This is a genomic window from Bacillus sp. 166amftsu (genome assembly GCF_900107445.1).
GTDB classification, from domain to species: domain Bacteria; phylum Bacillota; class Bacilli; order Bacillales; family Bacillaceae_G; genus Bacillus_A; species Bacillus_A arachidis.
The window spans coordinates 60,559-82,679 of the sequence record NZ_FNQA01000015.1; the positions used below are offsets into that span (position 1 = coordinate 60,559).

Annotated in this window: 26 protein-coding genes and 2 pseudogenes; 16 read left to right on the top strand and 12 right to left on the bottom strand. The window is 37.3% G+C overall.

The window, feature by feature from the left end:
- Positions 1-6: 6 nt before the first annotated feature.
- From BLV40_RS22175 to BLV40_RS22205, 7 genes and pseudogenes are all read left to right on the top strand, one after another.
- The gene (locus tag BLV40_RS22175; RefSeq protein WP_090693955.1) at positions 7-1,263 is read left to right on the top strand and encodes a TerD family protein; all 1,257 of its coding nucleotides are present in this window, start codon (positions 7-9) and stop codon (positions 1,261-1,263) included.
- 12 nt (positions 1,264-1,275) lie between these two features.
- Positions 1,276-2,490 (top strand): HpcH/HpaI aldolase/citrate lyase family protein, encoded by a 1,215-nt coding sequence (locus BLV40_RS22180; RefSeq protein ID WP_090693959.1) that lies wholly within the window; start codon positions 1,276-1,278, stop codon positions 2,488-2,490.
- Entirely contained in the window at positions 2,417-3,805 is a 1,389-nt protein-coding gene (locus BLV40_RS22185) for a phosphoribosyltransferase family protein (protein WP_090693963.1), read from the top strand. The genes BLV40_RS22180 and BLV40_RS22185 overlap by 74 nt, the downstream gene beginning before the upstream one ends.
- Entirely contained in the window at positions 3,802-4,920 is a 1,119-nt protein-coding gene (locus BLV40_RS22190) for a cysteine protease StiP family protein (RefSeq protein ID WP_090693966.1), read from the top strand. Before BLV40_RS22185 ends, BLV40_RS22190 begins: the two co-directional genes overlap by 4 nt.
- On the top strand, positions 4,917-5,729 hold the full coding sequence (locus BLV40_RS22195; RefSeq protein ID WP_026594200.1) for an HAD family hydrolase: 813 nt from the start codon (positions 4,917-4,919) through the stop codon (positions 5,727-5,729). The genes BLV40_RS22190 and BLV40_RS22195 overlap by 4 nt, the downstream gene beginning before the upstream one ends.
- Positions 5,730-5,789: 60 nt before the next feature.
- Positions 5,790-6,458: a vWA domain-containing protein gene (locus BLV40_RS22200; RefSeq protein WP_026594199.1), complete on the top strand. Its 669-nt coding sequence runs from the start codon at positions 5,790-5,792 to the stop codon at positions 6,456-6,458.
- Between the two features lie 25 nt (positions 6,459-6,483).
- Positions 6,484-6,651, top strand: a pseudogene (locus BLV40_RS22205) (flavodoxin family protein); the annotation flags it as partial.
- Between the two features lie 35 nt (positions 6,652-6,686).
- On the opposite strand, the gene BLV40_RS22210 reads toward BLV40_RS22205, so the two are convergent.
- The 4 genes from BLV40_RS22210 to BLV40_RS22225 form a co-directional block, all read right to left on the bottom strand.
- The gene (locus tag BLV40_RS22210) at positions 6,687-7,217 is read right to left on the bottom strand and encodes a hypothetical protein (RefSeq protein ID WP_026594198.1); all 531 of its coding nucleotides are present in this window, start codon (positions 7,215-7,217) and stop codon (positions 6,687-6,689) included.
- Between the two features lie 142 nt (positions 7,218-7,359).
- The gene (locus BLV40_RS22215) at positions 7,360-8,124 is read right to left on the bottom strand and encodes a TIGR01457 family HAD-type hydrolase (RefSeq protein WP_090693970.1); all 765 of its coding nucleotides are present in this window, start codon (positions 8,122-8,124) and stop codon (positions 7,360-7,362) included.
- Between the two features lie 97 nt (positions 8,125-8,221).
- Positions 8,222-8,854: a helix-turn-helix transcriptional regulator gene (locus tag BLV40_RS22220; RefSeq protein ID WP_090693974.1), complete on the bottom strand. Its 633-nt coding sequence runs from the start codon at positions 8,852-8,854 to the stop codon at positions 8,222-8,224.
- 81 nt (positions 8,855-8,935) lie between these two features.
- Positions 8,936-9,376, bottom strand: a complete 441-nt coding sequence (locus tag BLV40_RS22225) for a DUF86 domain-containing protein (protein WP_090693978.1) — start codon at positions 9,374-9,376, stop codon at positions 8,936-8,938.
- A gap of 147 nt (positions 9,377-9,523) precedes the next feature.
- On the opposite strand from BLV40_RS22225, the gene glpX reads away from it, so the two are divergent.
- From glpX to BLV40_RS22245, 3 genes are all read left to right on the top strand, one after another.
- Positions 9,524-10,495 (top strand): class II fructose-bisphosphatase, encoded by a 972-nt coding sequence (gene glpX / locus BLV40_RS22230; RefSeq protein ID WP_026594194.1) that lies wholly within the window; start codon positions 9,524-9,526, stop codon positions 10,493-10,495.
- Between the two features lie 18 nt (positions 10,496-10,513).
- Positions 10,514-10,780 (top strand): DUF3055 domain-containing protein, encoded by a 267-nt coding sequence (locus tag BLV40_RS22235; RefSeq protein ID WP_003208880.1) that lies wholly within the window; start codon positions 10,514-10,516, stop codon positions 10,778-10,780.
- Positions 10,781-11,153: 373 nt separating this feature from the next.
- Positions 11,154-11,654, top strand: coding sequence for a hypothetical protein (locus tag BLV40_RS22245; protein WP_026594193.1), 501 nt, complete (start codon positions 11,154-11,156; stop codon positions 11,652-11,654).
- Positions 11,655-11,694: 40 nt separating this feature from the next.
- Here BLV40_RS22245 and BLV40_RS22250 read toward each other — a convergent pair whose 3' ends face one another.
- Entirely contained in the window at positions 11,695-11,997 is a 303-nt protein-coding gene (locus BLV40_RS22250; RefSeq protein ID WP_026594192.1) for a YutD family protein, read from the bottom strand.
- A 118-nt stretch (positions 11,998-12,115) separates the two neighbouring features.
- On the opposite strand from BLV40_RS22250, the gene BLV40_RS22255 reads away from it, so the two are divergent.
- Positions 12,116-12,694, top strand: coding sequence for a YhcN/YlaJ family sporulation lipoprotein (locus tag BLV40_RS22255; RefSeq protein ID WP_026594191.1), 579 nt, complete (start codon positions 12,116-12,118; stop codon positions 12,692-12,694).
- Between the two features lie 40 nt (positions 12,695-12,734).
- Here BLV40_RS22255 and BLV40_RS22260 read toward each other — a convergent pair whose 3' ends face one another.
- The gene (locus BLV40_RS22260; RefSeq protein WP_090693985.1) at positions 12,735-13,469 is read right to left on the bottom strand and encodes a MerR family transcriptional regulator; all 735 of its coding nucleotides are present in this window, start codon (positions 13,467-13,469) and stop codon (positions 12,735-12,737) included.
- Between the two features lie 140 nt (positions 13,470-13,609).
- On the opposite strand from BLV40_RS22260, the gene BLV40_RS22265 reads away from it, so the two are divergent.
- From BLV40_RS22265 to BLV40_RS22280, 4 genes and pseudogenes are all read left to right on the top strand, one after another.
- On the top strand, positions 13,610-14,389 hold the full coding sequence (locus tag BLV40_RS22265; protein ID WP_090693989.1) for a YhfC family glutamic-type intramembrane protease: 780 nt from the start codon (positions 13,610-13,612) through the stop codon (positions 14,387-14,389).
- A gap of 90 nt (positions 14,390-14,479) precedes the next feature.
- Positions 14,480-15,045 (top strand): annotated as a pseudogene (locus tag BLV40_RS22270) (histidine phosphatase family protein).
- A gap of 31 nt (positions 15,046-15,076) precedes the next feature.
- Positions 15,077-15,787 carry a GNAT family N-acetyltransferase gene (locus tag BLV40_RS22275; RefSeq protein WP_090694003.1) on the top strand — a complete coding sequence of 237 codons (711 nt, stop codon included), beginning with the start codon at positions 15,077-15,079 and terminating at the stop codon, positions 15,785-15,787.
- 19 nt (positions 15,788-15,806) lie between these two features.
- Positions 15,807-16,283 (top strand): YbaK/EbsC family protein, encoded by a 477-nt coding sequence (locus BLV40_RS22280; RefSeq protein ID WP_090693991.1) that lies wholly within the window; start codon positions 15,807-15,809, stop codon positions 16,281-16,283.
- Positions 16,284-16,298: 15 nt separating this feature from the next.
- On the opposite strand, the gene BLV40_RS22285 is transcribed toward BLV40_RS22280, so the two are convergent.
- Positions 16,299-16,628 (bottom strand): DMT family transporter, encoded by a 330-nt coding sequence (locus BLV40_RS22285; RefSeq protein WP_026594185.1) that lies wholly within the window; start codon positions 16,626-16,628, stop codon positions 16,299-16,301.
- Positions 16,629-16,689: 61 nt separating this feature from the next.
- Positions 16,690-17,586, bottom strand: a complete 897-nt coding sequence (gene lipA / locus BLV40_RS22290; RefSeq protein WP_026594184.1) for a lipoyl synthase — start codon at positions 17,584-17,586, stop codon at positions 16,690-16,692.
- 190 nt (positions 17,587-17,776) lie between these two features.
- On the opposite strand from lipA, the gene BLV40_RS22295 reads away from it, so the two are divergent.
- Positions 17,777-18,775, top strand: coding sequence for a M23 family metallopeptidase (locus tag BLV40_RS22295; protein WP_026594183.1), 999 nt, complete (start codon positions 17,777-17,779; stop codon positions 18,773-18,775).
- 44 nt (positions 18,776-18,819) lie between these two features.
- Here the strand turns inward: BLV40_RS22295 and yunB are convergent, their stop codons facing one another.
- From yunB to BLV40_RS22315, 4 genes are all read right to left on the bottom strand, one after another.
- The gene (yunB, locus tag BLV40_RS22300) at positions 18,820-19,557 is read right to left on the bottom strand and encodes a sporulation protein YunB (RefSeq protein WP_090693994.1); all 738 of its coding nucleotides are present in this window, start codon (positions 19,555-19,557) and stop codon (positions 18,820-18,822) included.
- 55 nt (positions 19,558-19,612) lie between these two features.
- Entirely contained in the window at positions 19,613-19,915 is a 303-nt protein-coding gene (locus tag BLV40_RS22305) for a YunC family protein (RefSeq protein WP_026594181.1), read from the bottom strand.
- Between the two features lie 67 nt (positions 19,916-19,982).
- Positions 19,983-21,392, bottom strand: coding sequence for a bifunctional metallophosphatase/5'-nucleotidase (locus tag BLV40_RS22310; RefSeq protein WP_280138948.1), 1,410 nt, complete (start codon positions 21,390-21,392; stop codon positions 19,983-19,985).
- Positions 21,393-21,683: 291 nt separating this feature from the next.
- Positions 21,684-22,121, bottom strand: a 438-nt coding sequence (locus BLV40_RS22315; RefSeq protein WP_211482134.1) for a thiol-activated cytolysin C-terminal domain-containing protein, incomplete at its 5' end; no start/stop codon positions are given.

The following is a 22,121-nucleotide window of genomic DNA, read 5'->3' on the forward strand; positions in this document are numbered from 1 at the left end:
ATCGAAATGCCCCTACAGTTATGTAAAGGACAGAAGGTAGATTTAACAAAAACAAATCCTACATTAACTCATATAAAAATAGGTCTCGGCTGGGATCTTCCTACAAATTCACATGCATTCGATTTAGATGCTGCTGCTTTTTTATTGGATTCAAACGGTAGACTAACAACTTCAGAGCATATCGTATTTTACAAACAGCAATCTTCTCTGCAAGGCACGATTACACTTTCAAAAGATAATCGTACAGGTAAGGGTTCTGGAGATGATGAAGAAATCTCCATTTCGCTTTCAAAGATTCCATTACATATCGAACGAATTATGTTCACTATTACCATTCACGATGCATTGGCACGCATGCAAACCTTTGGCCAAGTAAAGCAATCCTACGTCCGTATTATCAATACAATGAATAATGAAGAAATGTTTCGTTATAACCTTACAGAACAATTTTCATCTGAAACTGCATTAATCGCCTGTGAAGTTTACCGTTATAAGGGCGAGTGGAAGTTTGGAGCTATCGGTAGAGGAATACAAGGAGGGCTCACAGAACTTTCTCATCAATTCGGATTATCTCATATAACACCTAACCTTTTTGAAAAAACAAATAAACAGATTAAACCTTCTTCTAGTCAAAAACATATTAACCTTTCCAAAATTGAACTAAAAAAATCTGGAGATACGATCAACTTACAAAAAACGGACAAACCTCTTGGCGAAATTGCAGTGAATTTAAATTGGAGTAAGCAAAGTGCTCCAAAACAAAAAGGATTTTTCTCATCTTTAGCGGCAAATCTCTCACCTCAAGTAGATTTAGATTTAGGCTGTTTGTTTGAATTTAAAGATGGTTGGAAAGGCGTTGTACAACCGCTTGGAAATACGTTTGGTTCATTTCATAGTGAGCCTTACATTCATTTAGATCAAGATGATCGCACGGGGGCTTCAAATACAGGAGAAAATTTACGCATTAACGGAAACATGATTCATGAAATAAAAAGAATATTAATTTTCTCTTATATTTACGAAGGCGCAGCCAATTGGTCACAAGTTGACGGTGTTGTTACATTAAAACAAGAAAATGGACCAGACATTGTTGTGAAAATGGATGAACACCGTAATGGCCTGAGTACATGTGCAATTGCAATGCTTGAAAATGTAAATGATGAGACATTCAAAGTACAAAAATTAGTGAAATATTTTAAAGGACACCGAGACATGGATCAACATTATAAATGGAACATGAACTGGGTCGCAGGCTCTAAATAAGGTGGTGACAATATGCAGCATTTTTCCTATCTATCCCTTGAAGAAAAGCAGAACCTTTTCTACCAAGAACCCATTACATTTTCAAAGGATTCCGCGAAAGATCAACTAGCTTACGCATTAGGTGCTACTCTATATACACCTGGAACAAAGAGAACCATTGCAGATGACATCGTTAGAAAAAGGCTCGAAGGTACGACATCGATTGTACTTTGTTTAGAAGATTCTATTAGTGATTGGGATGTGAAACTTGCCGAGCAAAATGTTGTCATACAGATGCAACTACTAGCTCATATGATGGATACTGGCAAGCTTCATCCATCAGACATACCACTACTCTTTATTCGGATTCGTGAACCAAAGCAAATGGATTCGCTCGTTCATGAACTAGGAAGCGCCGTCCATTGTATAAGCGGTTTTGTGTTTCCTAAGTTCACTCCGGCGAACGGAATGTCTTACATTCGTGAGCTACAGGATATAAACGAAACCTATTCACTTTCACTTTATGGGATGCCTATTTTAGAGTCTCCTGAAATTATTTATAAAGAAACTCGTATTGATACATTACTAGCAATTAAGGAAATCTTAGATTCTTACCGTGATTTTATTTTGAATGTCCGAATTGGGGCGACCGATTTCTCAGGGCTATTCGGCATTCGTCGTAACAAAGATACGACAATCTATGACATTTCGATTATTCGCGATTGTATTTCTGATATTATTAATATTTTTTCTAGAAAAGCAGATGAATATGTTATATCTGGACCGGTGTGGGAGTACTTCGGAAACAATCCGCGCGTACTCAAACCACAGCTCCGTCAAACACCATTTCGTGAATCATTTGGAAACGCCGGGCTTACAATGCGTGAGAACATGCTTCATCGGTACGAGGACGGATTAATTCATGAAGTCTTGCTCGATCAGGCAAATGGATTAATTGGAAAAACGGTCATTCATCCTTCTCACATTAAACTCATTCAAGCTATGCATGTTGTAACGTTAGAGGATTATTTAGATGCAAAAGCTATTTTCGAAGCGGCCCAGACGTATAACGGCGTGATGAAAAGCAGCTTTTCTAACAAAATGAATGAAGTGAAGCCGCATTATAATTGGGCACGTAAAACACTTCTGAAATCTAATATTTATGGGGTGCTACATGAACAACAAACTTTCATCGATCTCCTTACCGAAGAACCAAAGCAAAACATACACGTACCACATTTTAAATAAAATAAAGGTTCATATAGATGTGCTACATAATCCATATTTATTATCGCCAGATCAACTATTCCAAATGGCTGCAAGAATCAATAAAAAACGTGGTTTTTTATTCGTAAGCACCATTTTAGGAAAACATCTTCCCGTTCCACCTGCAATCTCTTTAGCTGGAGGCTGTGCTCTTGCTGCAAGATATATGGAGGTACTGCATCATACAAATCATCCATATCAAAAAGAAATTCTCAATCTGATTTCTTCTAAAGACCGTACGAATCATGAACCGGAAGCAATTCTGCAGTACCAATTCCCTTTAGATAAAGAAGTCTTATTTATCGGATTTGCAGAAACAGCTACCGCATTAGGTCATTCGATGTTTCAATGTTTTCAAAATGCGAAATATGTTCATACAACAAGGGAAACAATCTCACAAATCGATTCTGTCATTACATTTGAAGAAGAACATTCTCATGCGACATCTCATCGTTGTTATGTGGACAAAAGCTATTTTCAAAATGAACAGCCTATCGTCCTGGTAGATGATGAAATAACAACAGGAAAAACCGCCCTTAATATCATCAGATCCATTCAAGAAAAGTTTCCAAGAAAAGAATATATTGTCGCTTCTTTATTAGATTGGCGCTCAGATGCACATCGAAAGCAATTTACAGAGCTCGAGCAAGAACTTGATATTACGATTCATGTAATCTCTCTATTAAGCGGCTCAATTGACGTAATCGGTAGTCCGATCGCTAGTTCTTCTTCGCATGGTGAAATGATTGATAAATCAATAGAGTCCAAGATAAAAAAACATATACTTCCATGCCCTACTTTACCGTATACATCTGTACATCATGATATCAGCTACATAAACTACACCGGGCGCTTTGGCATTTCATCCGATGATCAAAATCATATCCACTCTTTTGCTAGAAAGATTGGATATGATTTAAAGAAAAAACGAAAAGGTAAACAGACACTCTGCTTAGGAACCGGTGAATTTATGTACCTTCCAATGCGGATTGCCGCTGAAATGGGGACAAATATTTCGTATCAATCAACAACGCGTAGTCCGATTCACCCGTACGCAGATGATCTACAATATGCTATTCATAATCGTTTTTCCTATGAAAGCCCCGAAAACAAAGCAGTTACAAATTATTTTTATAACATCCAGCCCGGAGATTACGATGAAGTTTTTCTTTTTATAGAGCGTAATTTGCAAGGAGATGCTTTTCATCCTCTTCTTACACAATTACAAACGGTTATTCCGGTCATTCATATCGTTTCATTTAAGAGCTTAACAGAAAGCGAGGGTGAAGAAATATGACTGAGATTAAAACAATACAGCTTATCGGCAGCTATGCGAAAGAAGATGCTATTTTTCTATTAAAAAATATTAGTGATGCCATAGAAGAAAGAACAACAGAAGACAGAGAACAAGCAATTCAATCGGGCACACATTACTCTGAAATGCTTCCGATTGAATATAATCCATCTAAGCCTTATATGGATTTATTTTTTGCTTCACTCGAGCAATACAAACGGAAGCTAGCCATTGCTATCGGCGTTGTAGCTGAGCAAATTATAAAGACGAAAGGAAAGAATCTTGTACTCGTATCACTAGCAAGAGCCGGTACACCAATTGGCGTTTTAATAAAACGGTATATTCGTTATCAATATCATCTCGAATTGCCACATTATTGCGTTTCTATTATTCGGGGACGCGGCATTGATGAGAATGCACTTCACTATATTTTACAGCAGCATCCAAATCAAACGATTCAGTTCATTGATGGCTGGACTGGAAAAGGTGCCATAAAAAAAGAACTGCGCCAAGCAGTACATACATTTAACGAAAAGAACCATGAATATATTTCGGACTGCATGGCTGTACTTGCTGATCCAGGCCATTGTACTTCTATATATGGAACACGAGAAGATTTCCTCATTCCAAGCGCTTGCTTAAATGCGACCGTATCAGGATTAATTAGTCGCACAGTTTTAAATGAAACATATATTGGCCCAAATGATTTTCACGGTGCCAAGTATTATAAAGAACTAGAAACAGAAGATTTATCTAACTTCTTTATTGACGAAATCACAGCGTTATTCCCTTCTATTAGCGCTGATGTAACAAAGCAACTAGAGCACGTTATCACTACCTATACAGAGCCATCTTGGCAAGGTATGCAAGATATTGCCTCTATTCAAAAGTATTTTGGAATAGAGGATATAAATTTAGTGAAGCCAGGAGTTGGAGAAACAACGCGTGTTTTACTAAGACGGATGCCATGGAAAATTTTAATCCAGGACGAAAACAATCCAGACTTAAAGCACATTTTACTTCTAGCACAAGAAAAAAATGTTCCAGTAGAGCTCTATAAAGATATGACTTATTCGTGCTGTGGGCTCATCACACCTCTTGGGAGGAAAATTTCATGATTTTTGCAAGTGACCTTGATCAAACGCTCATTTATTCTCGGAAATCATTTCGTGCTTCTATAGACGATGAACACATTCAACTGATTGAAACGTTAGACAACAAAGAAATTTCTTTTATGACACATACAGCTATCTCGTTATTAAAAGAACTGCAATTACAAGCTCAATTCATCCCTGTTACAACTCGAACCATTGAACAGTTTCAGCGCATTACACTATTTCAAACAGAAGTCGTTCCGGAATATGCGATTACAAGCAATGGCGGTAATATCCTTCATAACGGTAAGTTAGATGCCACTTGGAAAAACATACAAACGGAGCGCTTAACAACATGTATGGAAAAAGAAGACGTTCTAACAGAATTTCAAAATATTTCTCATGAAGAATGGGTTCTTTCACAAAAAACAGCTGATGATTTATTTCACTACTGCATCATTAAGCGTGACAATATTCCATACGACGAATTACAGTCATTCACAACTTGGCTCGATCAACAAGGATGGACTCATTCATTACAAGGCAGAAAATTATATTTTGTGCCAAAGCCTGTGAACAAATGGGATGCTGTCCAATATGTACAAGAAAAACTTCAGGCAAAAACCGTAATTACTGCTGGTGATTCTTTACTTGATCTATGCATGTTAGAAAGGGCAAATCATGCCATTGCTCCTCTTCACGGTGAACTTGAAACAAAACAAGGAAGTTTATTACCTCACATTGTAAGAACAAATGAAATTGGTATATATGCAGCAGAGGAAATTGTGGATAAAGCACTCCAAATGATCCATAATTCTCTTCCTACTGCGTAATCTATACATGCTTCAAGAACCGGCATCTTTGCTACATAATAAAAAAAGGGGCGATTATACTTGAGTACAATTACATTACGGAAAGAAGCAGTACGCGTTGTATTAGAGAAAAAGAGATTAACAGGCGTTGTCGCAAAAGTTGCGCTCGTATTAGACATTTCTGGGTCTATGCGAACACTTTATAAAAATGGCACTGTACAAGAAGTTGTCGAACGCGTTCTTGCGGTTGCAAGTCAATTTGATGATGATGGCTCACTAGATATTTGGGTATATGATAACGAATTTTCAAGATTACCATCCATTACTGAAAAAGACTTTGCTGGTTATGTTGAAAAACATATTTTAAATAACCCTTCCATTCATAAATTTGGCCGAAATGAAGAGCCACAAGTGATGGAAGATATCATAAAAAAATATACGATTGAAGAGAAAAGCGAAGAGCCTGCCTTTGTTATATTTATTAACGATGGTGGCTGTAAAAAAGGAATTCAAAAACCGGTTGTATTCTCTTCTAACCAACCGATTTTTTGGCAGTTTGTTGGGATTGGAAATGGAAAATTCGACGTTCTTAGAAAGCTAGACGAAATGGAAGGGCGTTTCATTGATAACGCAAACTTCTTCCACATTCGCGATATCGAAAAAACAACAGATGAAACATTGTATAATAACCTGTTGAATGAACTTCCGATGTGGATAAAAGAAGCGAAGGAGAAACGAATTTTATTATAAACATACTAAGAAAGACCGCTGTGAAGGCGGTATGTTTGATGCGATGAAGAAAACAACAGATGCTGGTATTTTTGAATTTACAGGAATTGAAACATTAGAGCACACATTCTATACGCGTGTTCCTTCTGTGGATGAAGACGTGCGAGAAGAATATCTTGAAGAAGTGAAAGCAGTCGTGAATCGTGTATTTTAATAAGACACTCCACCTTATACGAAGGTGGAATGTTTTTATTTTATGGTGAGCTTAGGAAGATATCTTTGTAAAATGTTTTCTAACTCTCTCATATCCTCTTGCCTAATGAGTAAGTTTACATTGTCATGCCATTTTTCTTGCCCGCGATATAAGAAGATATTTTCTTGCGGATTTTCCCATGTGGATGTTTTATATCCTTTTAATTCTGCATAGGAATAGTAATTCATCCCATCAATCACACCTTTTTCATATACCTTGACGTCTTTAATTAGCTGTATCACAAAAAGGATCATAAAACAAACAGCTACAGTATAAGCTCCTATTTTGAGTAAAAACAGTTCGAAACTATCAATTTCTCCATCTATATAACGAACGTATGTAAGTATAAGTTGTACAAAGAAATAAGCTGGACCAAACAACACGAACCATCGGCTTTTTTTACGTGGGTAAGTAGCAATAATCTCTCCAATATCCTCTTGTACACTTTTTATTTTATGTATTTTCCATATAGCAAAGCCTAAAATACACAACGTTACAAGAAAGATAATAATCGAAATGATATACATTTCTCCCCCTCCAATCTCTATTCCACCAGTAATATTCTCTCTGTATATCCTTATAATATAATTTTACCTTTTATATCCATATACAAAATATGTAATTATGCATATAAAAAAGCAGGCAACCTAAACGATTGCCTGCCCACTCTTACATCTTCTCAATCCACTCCGTCAAGTTATGCACAACCGCTGTTGGCTGCACTTCATATTCTGTTAACTTCTCCACAGTTGTGACTCCAGTGTGGACAAGAAGTGTATGCATACCAGCATTTATCCCCGCTAAAATATCAGTATCATAGTTATCCCCAACCATTAGCGCTTCTTCTTTCGCCATACCAAGTACTTTTAGTGCTTGTTCCATAATAATAGATTCTGGTTTTCCGATGAAAATTGGCTCTACACCTGTGGATACTGTAACAACAGATGTTAATGAACCGTTTCCTGGTAGTAAACCCCGCTCAGTTGGAATAGCAATGTCTCCATTTGTTGAAATAAATGTCGCACCATTACGTACTGCTAGACATGCTTTCGCTAGCTTTTCATATGTAATTTCGCGATCTAATCCAACAACAACAAAATCAGGATTTTCATCCACAAGCTTGAATCCTTTTTTCACAAGTGCATCATGCAATCCTTCTTCCCCAATCATATACACAGACGCATCTTGTTTACGTTCATAAATAAAGTTCGCTGTTGCCATGCTCGTTGTAAATACTTGCTCTGGCTTAGCTGGAATATCGAAACGAACAAGCTTTTCTGCTACTTGTTCTGGTTTACGTGTTGAATTATTTGTTACAAACAAATATGGGAGACCACGCTCCTGTAGTGCTTTTACAAAGTCACTAGCTTCTTCAATTTGTTCTTCACCGCGATACATTGTACCATCTAAGTCGATTAAATAGCCTTTATACATCCATCTGTCTCTCCTTTTTGTCTAGCGTTCATACCTTCTTATATTAACCCCTTTTTCCAAAGAAAAAAACGCTTCGTCTAAAAGCGTCCCATAACGTTCATTTTTTCTCTTGTATGTGATACGAACAGTGACAGTCACCATCGCACATATTTGATAATACCTTCACATTTCCATCAGAAAACAGTCGCTTATACATATTTTCTTCCTCCACACAAAGCTGTGGATATTTTTCAGCAACAGCCTTTAATGGACAATTTTGTTTTTGTAATATGTATGAGTTTTCTCCCTCCTGCTTCACTTGTACCATATATCCATGCTTCTCTTGAATAACGGCAACTTCCCGAAGCTTCTGCCATACATTTTCTTGACGACTGATTCGCCTTTGTAATCGCTCTTCAATCCGATCCGTCCTGGTCTTTAAAATAGCATCTACAAGGGTTTCACCACCAATTTGCTCTAAATCCTCTAACACACCTAAAGCAAATTGCTTATAATCCTTCGGAAAGGAATCTTCTCCTTTTTGACTTAGGGCGTATACATATGTTGGTCTGCCCACATGTTGACGTACCATTTTCGATTGAATGATTTCTTCTTGCTCCAGCTTATTTAAATGACGACGTACTGCCATCTCTGTAATCTCCAAAGTTTCAGATAATGCTCCAACCGTTTGTTCTCCATTTATTTTTAAAAGCTGTACAATTTCTTCCTTCGTTGTACGTGCTTCCCCCATTTCTCATCCTTCTCCCTTTTTAGCCGTTTCTATCGATAAAAAAGATCCCCAAAAAGGCTAATGGGGATCTTATCCATACACTTATTCTGCTATGAATGCAGATACAGGTCCTAGTTCCTTTTCTAAGTAACGGCGAATATTCGCAGGGTATTTCTGTACCACAGCGATTTGTTTTTGAATCGTTGTATATAATTCTTCATGATTCATTTGAATATAATCTTGCATAAGCATTTTCCGAAGAAGAATCACTTCTTTTATTCCTGCTCCTTCTTCTCCACTTATGACTTTTTCATCCATTAAAATATCAATAATATCTTCATAACTTCCTGGATCACGCATAATAAATCCATCAATCATTGCATTTCCAACATCTAATATGCAATCAATGATAAGATGCGACATACGCTCTAATGCGTAATATTCAAAATCATTTTCATATTGCTTCTTCTCTTGAAATGTATCTACTACTTGTTCTAAACATGTTAATATTTGCTCTATTTTTTTTCTGTCTACAAAGTACATGAATGTCACCTACCTGGAAATTAAAGCATTTACATTTTAATTGTAACCGTTTCTTCTGAAAAAATCGACAATTTTTCGAATTCACCTTTCACGCGTTATTTGTTATAGTTATAACTGTATGATTTTTGAAATTGGAGGAATGCCACCTTGGAACGTGAACTCGCATTAGAAATTGTCCGTGTAACAGAAGCAGCAGCCTTAGCATCCGCACAATGGATGGGCCGCGGAAAGAAAAACGAAGCAGATGATGCAGCAACTACTGCTATGCGTAATATGTTTGATTCAGTAAACATGGCAGGTACTGTTGTAATTGGCGAAGGAGAGCTTGATGAAGCACCAATGTTATATATTGGTGAAAAACTGGGAACAGGTAACGGCCCAGAAGTAGATATCGCCGTTGATCCATTAGAAGGTACAAACATTGTTGCAAAAGGTCTTGCAAACGCAATGGCAGTTATTGCAGTCGCAGATAAAGGAAACCTTCTTCATGCTCCGGATATGTACATGGAAAAAATCGCGGTTGGTCCAAAAGCAGCTGGTAAAATCAGCTTAGATGATCCAATTGAAAAAACAATTGAAATTGTAGCAGAAGCAAATAATAAAAAAATCCGTGACCTAACGGTTATCGTCCAAGAACGTGACCGTCATCAAGAAATTATTGACCGTGTTCGTACAAAAGGTGCACGTGTAAAATTATTCGGTGATGGCGATGTTGGCGCGTCAATCGCAACAGCTCTTCCAGGAACAGGTATCGATTTATTCGTTGGTGTTGGCGGCGCTCCAGAAGGCGTTATCTCTGCAGCAGCATTAAAGTGCCTTGGAGGCGAAATGCAAGCACGCTTAGTACCAATGAACGAAGAAGAAGAAGCACGTTGCCGTAAAATGGGATTAGAAGACCCTCGTCAACTTCTTATGTTAGACGACCTAGTATCTGGTGATGATGCAATCTTCTCAGCAACTGGTGTATCTGCTGGCGAGTTATTAGATGGTGTAAAATTCCTTGGCGGAGACTTAGCAGAAACATATTCTATCGTTATGCGCTATAAAACAAGAACAGTACGCTTTATTAAGACGCATCACCATTTAGATCATAAACCTCACTTAAACTTAGATATTTAAAAAAGGAGCTTTTGTAGTATGGAAGAACGTTTCTTTCTTTACGACGATACAGTCGATACAAAAACGCGTTTCGTTAGCTTTATGGGAGAAAATGAGCGCCACGATTTAGCGCTTTTATACTCCGATCGTCATTACGGTAAAACAATCGTCCTTGATATGCAACGCAATAAATTTGCAATTATCGGCACTGACGATTTAAACGAACCAGGCTACTTAGAGCACGCTTTTTCTGTATCGGAAGAAATTGCAGAAGAACTGCGCTCATTCTTATTCGAACTTATATAGTATTATGCACCAGCTATTATAGTAGCTGGTGTTTTTTTACATAATTTATTTTGAATTTTCAATCTTTCGTGTTATACTTATGAGCAAATCTATTTGGAAGAAAGGACGTCTACTACGTATGCCAACATTTACTTTGTAATGGAGCAGCAATTGAATAGCATTACTCTCAAAAAAGCTACATGCTTTTTCAAGGGAGTAGTCTGTTCATTTCCCATTACAAAGGAACGTAACGCATCTGTAGTATGATGTTTTACGGAGGTTCCTATAAGGGGAACCTCCTTTTATTTTTGTCTATTTCTTCTTTATTCATACTGCAAGACATCCAAATAGCTGTATTACGTTCCTTTACCCAATATATACGAGGTGAAGGAAAATGCAGAAAGTACAACTTTCTTGGAATTTATATGAGAATGAATTTGAAACGACAGTCGAAAAGCATTGTAAAAATTGCGGGCATACCACCCTTTTTACTGATACGAACATTCGTAGACATAACGCAAACGGAAAGAACATTTACCGCTTTGCGATTTATAAATGCCAAAAAGGGCATACGTGGAATAAGAAACTCCACATTTATAAGTCGTTTTCTGAACATGTCGAAACAATCGATGTGTTTCAACAGAAACAAGCTGAAACAACGACTACCATCTCGATTATGCAATATAAAGAAAATGGCACGACAGAAATAGCCATTGTATTAGAAACAGTCGTGGGCTCCCATCGTATTGATAAAGCACTAGCTGCATACATTTCAGATTTGAGCCGTACGGCAATTGTAGACAAAATCAAAAACGGATACATCCAGTTGAATGGTCAGAAGATGAAATCAAATACAACACTTTCTGAAGGTGACCTCATTTCAATTTGCTTGTAAAAAAGAATTCCTCTTACGCCTACCGTAAGAGGAATTCTTTTTACTTCTTCACTTTTCGTAACACGAAGTATGCACAACCAAAATTACAGTATTCGTATAAGTACTCCGATAATGTACTAATTTTCGTATCATATGTCGCACGTTGGTTACTATCATCAAAAAATCCGCGCAATCTGAGTTGATCGTAACCCCAGTCACCAACGATATAATCATATTTATTTAAAATTTCTGCATAGCGCTCTTTAAATGCTTCTTCACGAAAACCGTTACGATAGTCTGTAATTACTTCGTACTGAACATTATTTATGTTCATCGTAGCATAACTCTCCTGCTTTTGCTCCATCATAAACTTCCTTTCTAAGCATTCTTCTTTTTATCGTATCACAAAGCATAGCAACCAACAATTTCAAATACAAAAAATTGAAAAGTAGTAAATGCTATGGAGAAGGAGGTGATATCTCGTGAAAAAACAAATTGTACTCTCCCTTCTCACTCTTTCCTTATTTGCAGGCTGCCAAACAGCAAATAAAGCTGAAATGGAACGTGAGGAAGGCAGCCGTGTTCTTGTTTCCAATAAAGATGACATGTATCATACAGAAAATACAAATACGAGGCTTACAAGAGTCGGATACTCTTCTAAGCAAAAGGATGAAGTATCTAACAAACAAGTAGGGGCGATTAACCGTGAGAAAGTAGCAGAAATGATTACAAATATGACTGTAAATCTGCCTGACGTAACAAATGCTGCTACACTTGTCACTGATGATGAAGTATTTGTTGTATATCGTGCCAATACAAGTAATCCCGCACTTGTAACAGATCAAGTGTATAAAACCGCTTTGTCCATCGTTCCTCGCTATTATAAAGGATATGTATCAACAGACCAAAAGTTGATTTCGCAAATTCAAGGACTTCAGTCTGGTACGTTAAATGATAAGGAATATGAACAAAGTCTTGATATGTTAAAGCGTGAAATGAGTAAAAATCCGCATATAAATAACACTCAAAATCCCACGCTAAATGACATGATTAAGAAATAAAAAAGATGGCGGCTGCCTACTTGAGACAGCCCCATCTTTTTTATTTCTTACGATTATCTGCATATACCGCCATAGCATCACACATAAACTGTGCCAATCCATCTCCAAACTTATCAATATTTTTTGTAAAACGTTCATCATCCACATACATTTGTCCTAATCCTTTGAACGCCTCTAATGAATATTGACCAAAGTCTTGCAAGTACTCATACCATACATGAATTGCTTCTTGTGCTTCTTTAGAATCAGGCGCACCATTCCGAAGCTCCGCTAGCTTTCTATAAATGTTATTAAAGTCTTCTTGCTTTTCCTTAGTCATACCAGCAGCTGTCTTATTTGCTTTATCTATAGCCTTGTCTCCCCATCGTGCGCGAGCTTCCTCTTCATATGGATTATGACTAAAATCGAAGCCTTCAAATTTTTCTTTACTCGTCATTTCAATCTCTCCTTTTGTATGCTTAATTGTCTTATCAATTGTCGCAATCACCTTATCCAGCCTAGCACGCTTCTCAAGCAACATTTTCCGATGCATCTGAAGCGCTTCTTCCCTGTCAAATGAAGGACTACTGATAATTTCTTTAATTTTCTTTAAAGGGAAGCCAAGTTCTTTAAAAAATAAAATTTGCTGCAATCTCTCTAGATTTTCATTGGAGTACAGACGATATCCCGACTCTGTCGTCTCGTCTGGGGTTAGAAGCCCAATTTCATCATAATGATGCAGTGTGCGCACACTAATACCAACTAAATCGGCTACTTCTTTTACCCGCATTTTCATTGTTTCGCCCCCTCAGTACATACAATAAAGTATTACGCAACGTGAGAGTCAATAGAAAAACTCTTTTTTGATAAAAATAAACGATTTCTTTGATTCGCTGTATAATAGAAGAGTACATACATGAGAAAGTGGTGAAAAATATGATTTCAAATGCTGTAATTGGTAGTATGATTCTTCAACTAGCAATATCGGTTCTCGTTCCAATTATTGTACTGATTTATTTTCGAAAAAAATATCATATAAACTGGAAAGTAGTTGGAGTTGGTATTCTTATTTTTATTGGATTTACCCAAATCCTAGAAACGCCATTCCACCTATTCATGCGCGGAAATCCAGCAACAGCTAAGATTTTAGAAAACCCATTTATCTTTGCGATTTACGGCGGACTTACCGCTGGTATTTTTGAAGAATTAGGACGTTTTGTCGCCTTCTTCTTCCTATTAAAAAAATCCCAAGAATATAAAGATGGTCTTGCGTACGGAATTGGACACGGCGGAATGGAATCCATCTTAATTGGTGGTTTCGCTGGACTCCAAACTCTTACCTTTGCAACATCCATTAACAACGGAAGCTTCGCTCAAATGGTTGAAAAATTACCTGAGCTAAGTCGTGTACAAGATGCTTTAATACAAGCACCTGCTTACTTGTATTTACTCGGCAGCTTAGAAAGAATTATGGCACTTGTCCTGCAAATCGCCTTCACGATGCTTGTCATATACGCAGTAAAACAGAAAAAATATATTTTCCTCGTATATGCTGTGCTATTCCATGCCTTCGTAGACTTCTTTGCAGCTCTTTATCAAAGACAAATAATCAACGTATTTGTTACAGAAGGTATCATCTTTATTTTTACAATTTGCGCTTTCATTCTGATTCGTAAAATGAAGGACAAATTAAAAATTGAACCGAAAAAAAGCTAAGTCCATGCGGCTTAGCTTTTTTGTATAGAGGACTTTTTTTCCTATTTGTCGAAGTATGTATGGTCAACTTGAAAAAATGAGGGATAGATTTTGAAAAAACTTATCGTAGTGCGTCACTGCTCAGCAACTGGACAAGAACAAGAGGCTGAATTAACAATTGCAGGAAAAAACAAGCACACCTCCTTGCTGATTTCCTCATACAAAATAACCTGCAAATAGAGTCCATTGTTTCAAGCCCTTTCACTCGCGCCATTCAATCCATTACGCCATTCGCATCACAGAACAATTTACCAATCAAAGAAGATGAACGATTAACAGAGCGTATACTGAGCAGTGCTCCAATGAAAGATTGGATACACAAACTAGAATATACCTTTACAAATATAGATATTGCCTTTTCAGGCGGAGAGTCAACAAAACAAGCGATGGAACGTGCCATATCGCTTATTAACGATATTTTAAAACAAGAACATCATGTAACGCTGCTTGTTACACACGGAAACTTGTTAACGCTTATTTTAAAACACTTTGATGAACGTTTTGGTTTTAATGAGTGGAAAAACTTAAGCAATCCTGACGTTTACGAAATTACAATCTCTGAACAAACAACAATTCACAGATTGTGGGGGAAGACCGTTGAAAATCGTTACACATGATAACATTGAACAGGAACATATTTGCTGTGCCATGTCAGACAAAAAAGTAAAACGTGGTGTCGAGCTCAAAAAAGCATGGCTAAAAAATCGATTTGAAGAAGGACTTGTGTTCAAAAAGCTAGATGTGAAAGGAAAAGTGTTCATTGAATACATTCCAGCTGAGTATGCATGGGTGCCTATCTCTGCACCAAAATACACATGTATCAATTGCTTTTGGGTCTCAGGGCGTTTCAAAGGGAAAGGATACGGCGCACAGCTCTTAGAAGAATGTATCCAGGATGCTAAAGCGCAAGGAAAGCATGGAATCGTTGTTATTTCTAGTAAGAAAAATAAGCCCTATTTATCAGACGGTAGCTATTTAAAGAAAAAAGGGTTTCAAGTATGTGATACAGCACCGCCTTATTTTGAATTACTTGTATACAAATTTGATCCAAGTGCTCCTTCACCCCATTTTACAGCAAGCGCCAAAGATATGAAGATTCCAAATCAAAACGGCTTAGTTGTCTATTATACAAATCAGTGTCCTTATACTGATTATTACATTCATCAAGAATTAACCAATATAACGCAACAATATCACATCCCTTTTGAATGCATTCAGTTGACATCGCGAGAAGATGCGCAGCATGCTCCTTGTGCCTTTACAACATACGGAGCTTTTTATAACGGAAAATTTTTAACGCACGAAATTTTAAGTGCGAAAAAATTTGAAAAATTGATGATGAACATAGAGCAAATCTAGAAAGGGGTATTAACAAAATATGTACGAAGAAGTAATCTCTTTATTACATAAAACAAATGCTTCCTACGAAAAATTTGAACACGAACCAGTTCTCGATTACGAAACAGATCGTGTCGTTCGTGAACGGCTTGGCTTACAAGGAACTCCTAGTAAAAGTTTATTTTTAAAATCCAAATCTGGATCCTATTATGTGTTCTTCACATTAGAAGGAACTCGTCTCGAGAGAAACGAAATGAAGGAAATCACAGGAGAGCGCTTATCAATTTGTTCACCTGATGAACTAAGAGAACAAACAGGTTGTATTCCCGGATGCGTCGCTCCTTTCGGCTATTCACAGGATGTAACGATTATTGTGGATCATTCCGTCTATGCCTACGATAAAATTCTAATTACACCGGGTGTCCCAGAATTTACAATTGAATTATCCACAGAAGAATTGAAAAAGATTTTATCCACATGTCAAAATACTGTTTTAGAATATAAGAAAGAGAGCTGATTTCAGCTCTCTTTCTTAGTGAGCACTAGATCCAGACATATTTAGCACAGCTACTCCGCCTATAATAAGCACTAATCCCACTGCCGTTTGCCACGTAAAGACATCTTTCCATACAAGTACACCAATGAGTGCTGTTAAAGCTGTTCCTACCCCTGACCAAATCGCGTACGCCGTACTAAGTTGTATATGCTGCAATGCTTTAGACAGGAAGAAAAATGCTGAAGCAAACCCTAACACTACTCCTATGCTTGGCAACACTTTTGTAAAACCATTGGATACCTTTAGCATCGTTGTCCCAAATACTTCACTTACAATCGCAATTGCTAAAAATAGAAAAGCCTTCATACTATTTTCCCCCTAAAAAAAGATCCCTCTTAGCAATCTCACTAAGAAGGATTCTTTCTCATTATTTTGCTTCTGCAGTATTTTCCTTCGCAGAACGTACTTGCTCATCTGCATGGTAAGAAGAACGAACAAGCGGGCCAGCTTCACAGTGGCTAAATCCTTTGCTAAGCGCAATTTCTTTTAGCTCTGCAAATTCTGCTGGTGTGTAATATTTAATAACTGGTAAATGCTTTTTAGATGGTTGTAAGTATTGTCCAAGCGTTAAAATATTCACATTGTTCGCACGTAAGTCGTCCATTGCTTCAATTAAATCTTCTCTTGTTTCACCTAGCCCCACCATAATACTAGATTTAGTTGGAATATCAGGTTGCATTTCTTTTGCACGACGTAAAAACTCTAATGAACGATCATATTTTGCTCTTGCGCGAACTCGGTCAGATAATCGACGTACTGTTTCAATGTTATGGTTCAAAATATCTGGTTTTGCATCCATTAACATTTTTAAGTTTTCTTCTACCCCGCCCATATCAGATGGTAACACTTCAATAGACGTGAATGGATTATTACGACGAACAGCGCGTACTGTTTCAGCAAAAACAGCTGCTCCGCCATCCTTTAAATCATCACGTGCAACCGCTGTTATAACAACGTGTTTTAAACCCATTTGTACAACAGAATCTGCTACGCGTTCTGGCTCTTGTAAATCAAGCTCTGTTGGTAAGCCTGTTTTAACCGCACAAAAACGACAAGCACGTGTACAAACCGCACCTAAAATCATAAATGTTGCTGTTTTTCTTACAGCCCAACATTCGTGAATATTTGGACATTTCGCCTCTTCACAAACGGTATGAAGCTGCTTAGAACGCATCATTTTCTTTAAGCCTGTATAGTTTTCATTTGTATTTAACTTAATTTTCAACCATTCGGGCTTGCGCTTATATTCTGTTTGTTTTGTCATGTTATCAACTCCGCACAATATGAAATAGTTTACCGTGTTCGCTTCTTTCAATGTAACATATCTATTCTAACGTATGAAAGCGATTTGCTCAAATGAAGATTCCAAGAATTTTTACCAATGATTTACTATAATGAAATATCTCGTATATCCCACACTAAAGAGAGTGATGTTGTGAAAGGAGTTTATTTTCATGCTTCGAAAGATTGCCCTATTTCTTTCTATTTACTTTTTTCTTGGACAAGGTATTGCCTATGGTGAAGTGGATCAAAAACAAATATACGAAAAACGCATGACACTGTATAAAGAAACTGAAAAAGATACCAATATTCCATGGTATTATGTAGCTGCAATTGATCAATATGAACGCAATATTCGAAGCGTAAGGAAAGATATTCCGAAAAAGCCTGATGCGATCATTTCAATTTACTTCAAACCAGAAGTGTGGGCTGGCCCTGCCAATAGTTCAACTAATGATACTCTCCCCCATACAATTTCTCTATTTGGCGGTATTGGTTTAGATGGAGATAAAGATGGACTAGCAGATGCAAATAACGACCGAGATCTTTTACACACAATGGCAACTATTATTAAAAAACAAGGTACATCAGAAGATCGTATGAAAATTATGCTATGGGAATATTATAGACGTGCAAAAACGGTTGAATTAATTACCAAGTATGCTCGTATTTATAAGCACTATGGCCGCATTAACTTAGAAGGAAATGCTTTCCCTCTTCCTGTCAATAGCGATAATAGTTACCGTAGCACATTTGGCGCTGGGCGTAGTTTTGGCGGAAGACGTATTCATGAAGGCACCGATATTTTTGCAGGCTATGGCGTACCAGTAAGATCTACTTGCTACGGCATTATTGAAACAAAGGGTTGGAACCGCCTTGGCGGCTGGCGCATCGGCATTCGCGATTTATATAACAATTATCATTATTACGCACATTTAGGCGGGTTTTCAAAAGAAATACAACTTGGACAAATTGTCGAACCAGGAAAAGTCATTGGCTTTGTCGGTAGCACAGGTTACGGTCCCCCTGGCACAGCTGGGAAGTTCCCTCCACACTTACATTTTGGATTATATAAGGACAACGGATATACAGAGTGGGCTTTTGATCCATATATGCATTTAAGTTTGTGGGAGCGAAAAGAACGTGCGAATTTAAAAAACAACCGTAGCTAATCGCTACGGTTGTTTCCTTATAAATCCACGATATCTTTTCAAACTTATTCATCCGCTTTCTTCCCTTTACTATCTGGCACAAAAACTCCGCCGCTTCCATAATAAGATGGTACCTCACCTTGTACGATCCGCGTCGCAATTGGAATATTTTGTTTCACTGTAATTTCTTTTGTACGAAATGGGATAATTACCTGTAGCGTAACATTCACTTCCATAACAACTTCAATCGCCGTATTGTTAATTCCATGTGGTTTTACATTTTGCTTAATATCCGTACTTACATGACCAATTGTTGTAAAATCAATTGGAATATCTGGCCCTAAATTACCAAGAAGTGCATTATCCGTTATGCGTCCAAGAGGAACAGACATCGACACGCCGCTCTCTTCCGGCAGACCGAGCGCCTTCATATCCCCCTTCTCTACTTGATGCAAATATTTTTCTATGTATGCAGTAGTCGATGTCAAAATCTCATTTACTTGTTTTGTATTTAAATCGATTGTAGATACTTTTCCATTCTTATCATTTTGTACTTTCATTAATGAATCGACATCAAATCCTTCATTAATTCGATCCTTTACCGCTTTTGTCATCACAACCGTTGCCATTTTATGTGTCTGCATTTCCCCATACTTAATCAATGTAGGTTGAATACTTTTATTCACAATCCAGAACCCTTGTAAAGTTAACAATAAAAAAAGGATAAACGAAATGAGTAGTACATGCCGAAAAGGAAGCGGTCCTTTTCGAAACCGCGAAGCTTTTGGACGAAATGTACGCATAACAAAACCCTCCTTCTTATATCATTTCTATGCAAGAAAGAGGGACGATATATGCTTATATCATTTTTAATAACGCATCTTTTCCAATTGTTCCTGCTGGAATGCCTAAAGCTTCAGCTCCGGTCGTTACCGATTCAAGCGGCGCTTCAAGAAGCTGTTCAATCGTTCTCACCCCAACTGCGCGGCCAGCAATAATTCCTCGGTCTCCTAACTTCTCGTTTAGTAGACCAACATCTAAAGCACCACACATAATATATCCTTTATCGCTCATAACAGCCAGCAAATTTGTTTTCGGAAGCTTTACACTAACAGCTATAAACGTATAGTTATCAATGATAATTGGTTCAACATTCACCATAGTTCACACACTCCCCTCTTTCTTATCTTTATGAAAAGAGAAAAATGGGTGTTACAAATTAACTAGCCTATAATTTAATTGAAGAATTATGAGTTATCAACATCTCCATTAACACATCTCTTAATAACTCTGGCATATAATATTGCTTTTCAGAAAGTGTGGATAGTTCTGGGTATAAGTACCCAAATGTAAACATGTCAATCGTTCCGACAGTGTATATACGCTCTAGCTCTAAAGATTCTCCATTGATTAATACATCTTCGAGTAAAATTTTATTTCCAGGAATTTTATCTGGGATAACTTCGAGGCCATCATAAATCATTTTTCCCATCACTTTTCCGCGAAAGCCTAGACCTTTCACTTCAAGCTGTTCCATATTTGGACGACGTGCTTTTAAAATAACTTCTCTTAATACTTTACCAGACACTTGCAATGCACATGGATTAATAGGATGTGGACAAATGCGGTGGATATCCCCGCGCGTTACAATCCCTTCTTTTAACCCTTCTAATAATACACCCGCATTCACCATGCCAACTTCAGCATTACACCACTCTTTTAATGCGCTTGCCAGCATACTAGCAAATGGTGTTTCCTTAAACCAATCAATTGGTAATGGCTCCTTCAATTCAATTACAGGCTCTGCCATTATGTTTTTACTTTCTTCTTGTAACATCTCAATTGTGGATAACGGTTTGCTATAAGCACTTAAACGCTCTGTTTTAATCGCTCTACCATCCTTTTTCAACACCTGCCCGGTTTCCTTATCCACAGTAAGCTGCACATGGCCGACGTAACGTCCCCACTTTTCACAACAACAAAGCAAAGTTCCATTCACGAGAACACTACGCTCAAATAGGTGATGTGTATGCGCTCCTAAGATTACATCGATATCATAATTCTTCGCCATATACTCATCGGCACTTTTCCCAAGATGCGAAAGTACAACTGTAATATGCGCTTTATCTTTTACTTCTGCCAAAATGGATTCTAAATGTATCATCGGATCTTCAATATGCCAACCTAGCATTTCATAAAAATCAGGATAAGCTACCGTTAAACCGATAAAAGCTACCATAATTCCTTCTGTAGTTGTATGGAGAGTATACGGTTTCGCCCAATGAGGACGCGTTCCATCTCTTTCAAATAAATTAGCTACAAGCACCTCAAAATTCGCTTCACCATATAAATGTTCAAGATGGTCTTTCGCTAATGTAATTCCTTCATTATTTCCTATCGTTACATAATCATATAACGCCTCGTTTAACAATTTCGTATTGCCTTGTCCATTCGTTGCTTCCGTTATGCGATGAAAACGATCCACATGATCGCCAATATCTAATGTGAAAACAGACTCTCCTGCTTTCTGTCTACGCTTTTTCTCTTCTTGTACAAACCGAGAAATCCGCGGCCAGTTTTCAAAATGACTATGTATATCATTTGTATGATAAAGGTGAATGATTGTTTCTTTATTGATATCCAGAGAAAAAACCTCCTCTCAGTTCCTTACTGCCTTTTACGCTATGCGCTTGCGATAATCCTGTAAATACTTTTCGCCTTTTCTTGCTATTTTACATTGTACTCTCATTAAAGGAAAAAGCAAAAGATTCTCCTCGGTCTCATATACAACATAATTATCATAAAAGGATAATAACTATCCATATTGATTTAACGCTACTAATTGTTGTTTATCGTCAATCGATCGATATATTTGCAACCAAGTAAAAAGCGCCCTGTAAACAGGACGCTTCGGACGTATATGTTATCTTTAATTATGACTAATATTAGCGGTTGGGTATAATGTCGTTCCTCCAATTGAAACTTTTATTTCATTTGTTAATGGAACATTTTGTTCATTAATAATTGTTCTCCACCATTCCCATGCAAGACCTGTACATTCTCTCGCTACGACTTTTACATTTTTTGAATTCGGCGGAAGTGGTATGACTGTAGAGTAATGAGCCGTTTTGTCTCTGCCGTTTCCTTCCCAAGTCTTATGTATTAGTACTTCTTTTCCATTTTGATCATATGAGAATTCATCCCAAGATACATCAAATTGAGCAACATATCCACCAGAATGATCAAGCGTCATTTTAGCACGAGAATATTCTGTAGTTGTAGTCTCAATATAATCTGTATTGTTATGAACAGCAGCAGTTGCGTTATCTTTTAAGAAAGTGCTTGTATATGAAATTGGGTATGCTGG

Coding starts and splice junctions, on each gene's coding strand:
- BLV40_RS22285 (WP_026594185.1), bottom strand. CDS start 16,628: ATGAAGGCTTTTCTATTTTTAGCAATTGCGATTGTAAGTGAAGTATTT.
- BLV40_RS22210 (WP_026594198.1), bottom strand. CDS start 7,217: ATGTATATCATTTCGATTATTATCTTTCTTGTAACGTTGTGTATTTTA.
- BLV40_RS22265 (WP_090693989.1), top strand. CDS start 13,610: ATGATTTCAAATGCTGTAATTGGTAGTATGATTCTTCAACTAGCAATA.
- BLV40_RS22195 (WP_026594200.1), top strand. CDS start 4,917: ATGATTTTTGCAAGTGACCTTGATCAAACGCTCATTTATTCTCGGAAA.
- BLV40_RS22295 (WP_026594183.1), top strand. CDS start 17,777: ATGCTTCGAAAGATTGCCCTATTTCTTTCTATTTACTTTTTTCTTGGA.
- BLV40_RS22250 (WP_026594192.1), bottom strand. CDS start 11,997: ATGGAGCAAAAGCAGGAGAGTTATGCTACGATGAACATAAATAATGTT.
- BLV40_RS22180 (WP_090693959.1), top strand. CDS start 1,276: ATGCAGCATTTTTCCTATCTATCCCTTGAAGAAAAGCAGAACCTTTTC.
- BLV40_RS22245 (WP_026594193.1), top strand. CDS start 11,154: ATGCAGAAAGTACAACTTTCTTGGAATTTATATGAGAATGAATTTGAA.
- BLV40_RS22190 (WP_090693966.1), top strand. CDS start 3,802: ATGACTGAGATTAAAACAATACAGCTTATCGGCAGCTATGCGAAAGAA.
- BLV40_RS22225 (WP_090693978.1), bottom strand. CDS start 9,376: ATGTACTTTGTAGACAGAAAAAAAATAGAGCAAATATTAACATGTTTA.
- BLV40_RS22175 (WP_090693955.1), top strand. CDS start 7: ATGCCCCTACAGTTATGTAAAGGACAGAAGGTAGATTTAACAAAAACA.
- BLV40_RS22260 (WP_090693985.1), bottom strand. CDS start 13,469: ATGAAAATGCGGGTAAAAGAAGTAGCCGATTTAGTTGGTATTAGTGTG.
- BLV40_RS22305 (WP_026594181.1), bottom strand. CDS start 19,915: ATGGTGAATGTTGAACCAATTATCATTGATAACTATACGTTTATAGCT.
- BLV40_RS22185 (WP_090693963.1), top strand. CDS start 2,417: ATGAACAACAAACTTTCATCGATCTCCTTACCGAAGAACCAAAGCAAA.
- yunB (WP_090693994.1), bottom strand. CDS start 19,557: ATGCGTACATTTCGTCCAAAAGCTTCGCGGTTTCGAAAAGGACCGCTT.
- lipA (WP_026594184.1), bottom strand. CDS start 17,586: ATGACAAAACAAACAGAATATAAGCGCAAGCCCGAATGGTTGAAAATT.
- BLV40_RS22275 (WP_090694003.1), top strand. CDS start 15,077: ATGTCAGACAAAAAAGTAAAACGTGGTGTCGAGCTCAAAAAAGCATGG.
- BLV40_RS22215 (WP_090693970.1), bottom strand. CDS start 8,124: ATGTATAAAGGCTATTTAATCGACTTAGATGGTACAATGTATCGCGGT.
- BLV40_RS22280 (WP_090693991.1), top strand. CDS start 15,807: ATGTACGAAGAAGTAATCTCTTTATTACATAAAACAAATGCTTCCTAC.
- BLV40_RS22235 (WP_003208880.1), top strand. CDS start 10,514: ATGGAAGAACGTTTCTTTCTTTACGACGATACAGTCGATACAAAAACG.
- BLV40_RS22220 (WP_090693974.1), bottom strand. CDS start 8,854: ATGGGGGAAGCACGTACAACGAAGGAAGAAATTGTACAGCTTTTAAAA.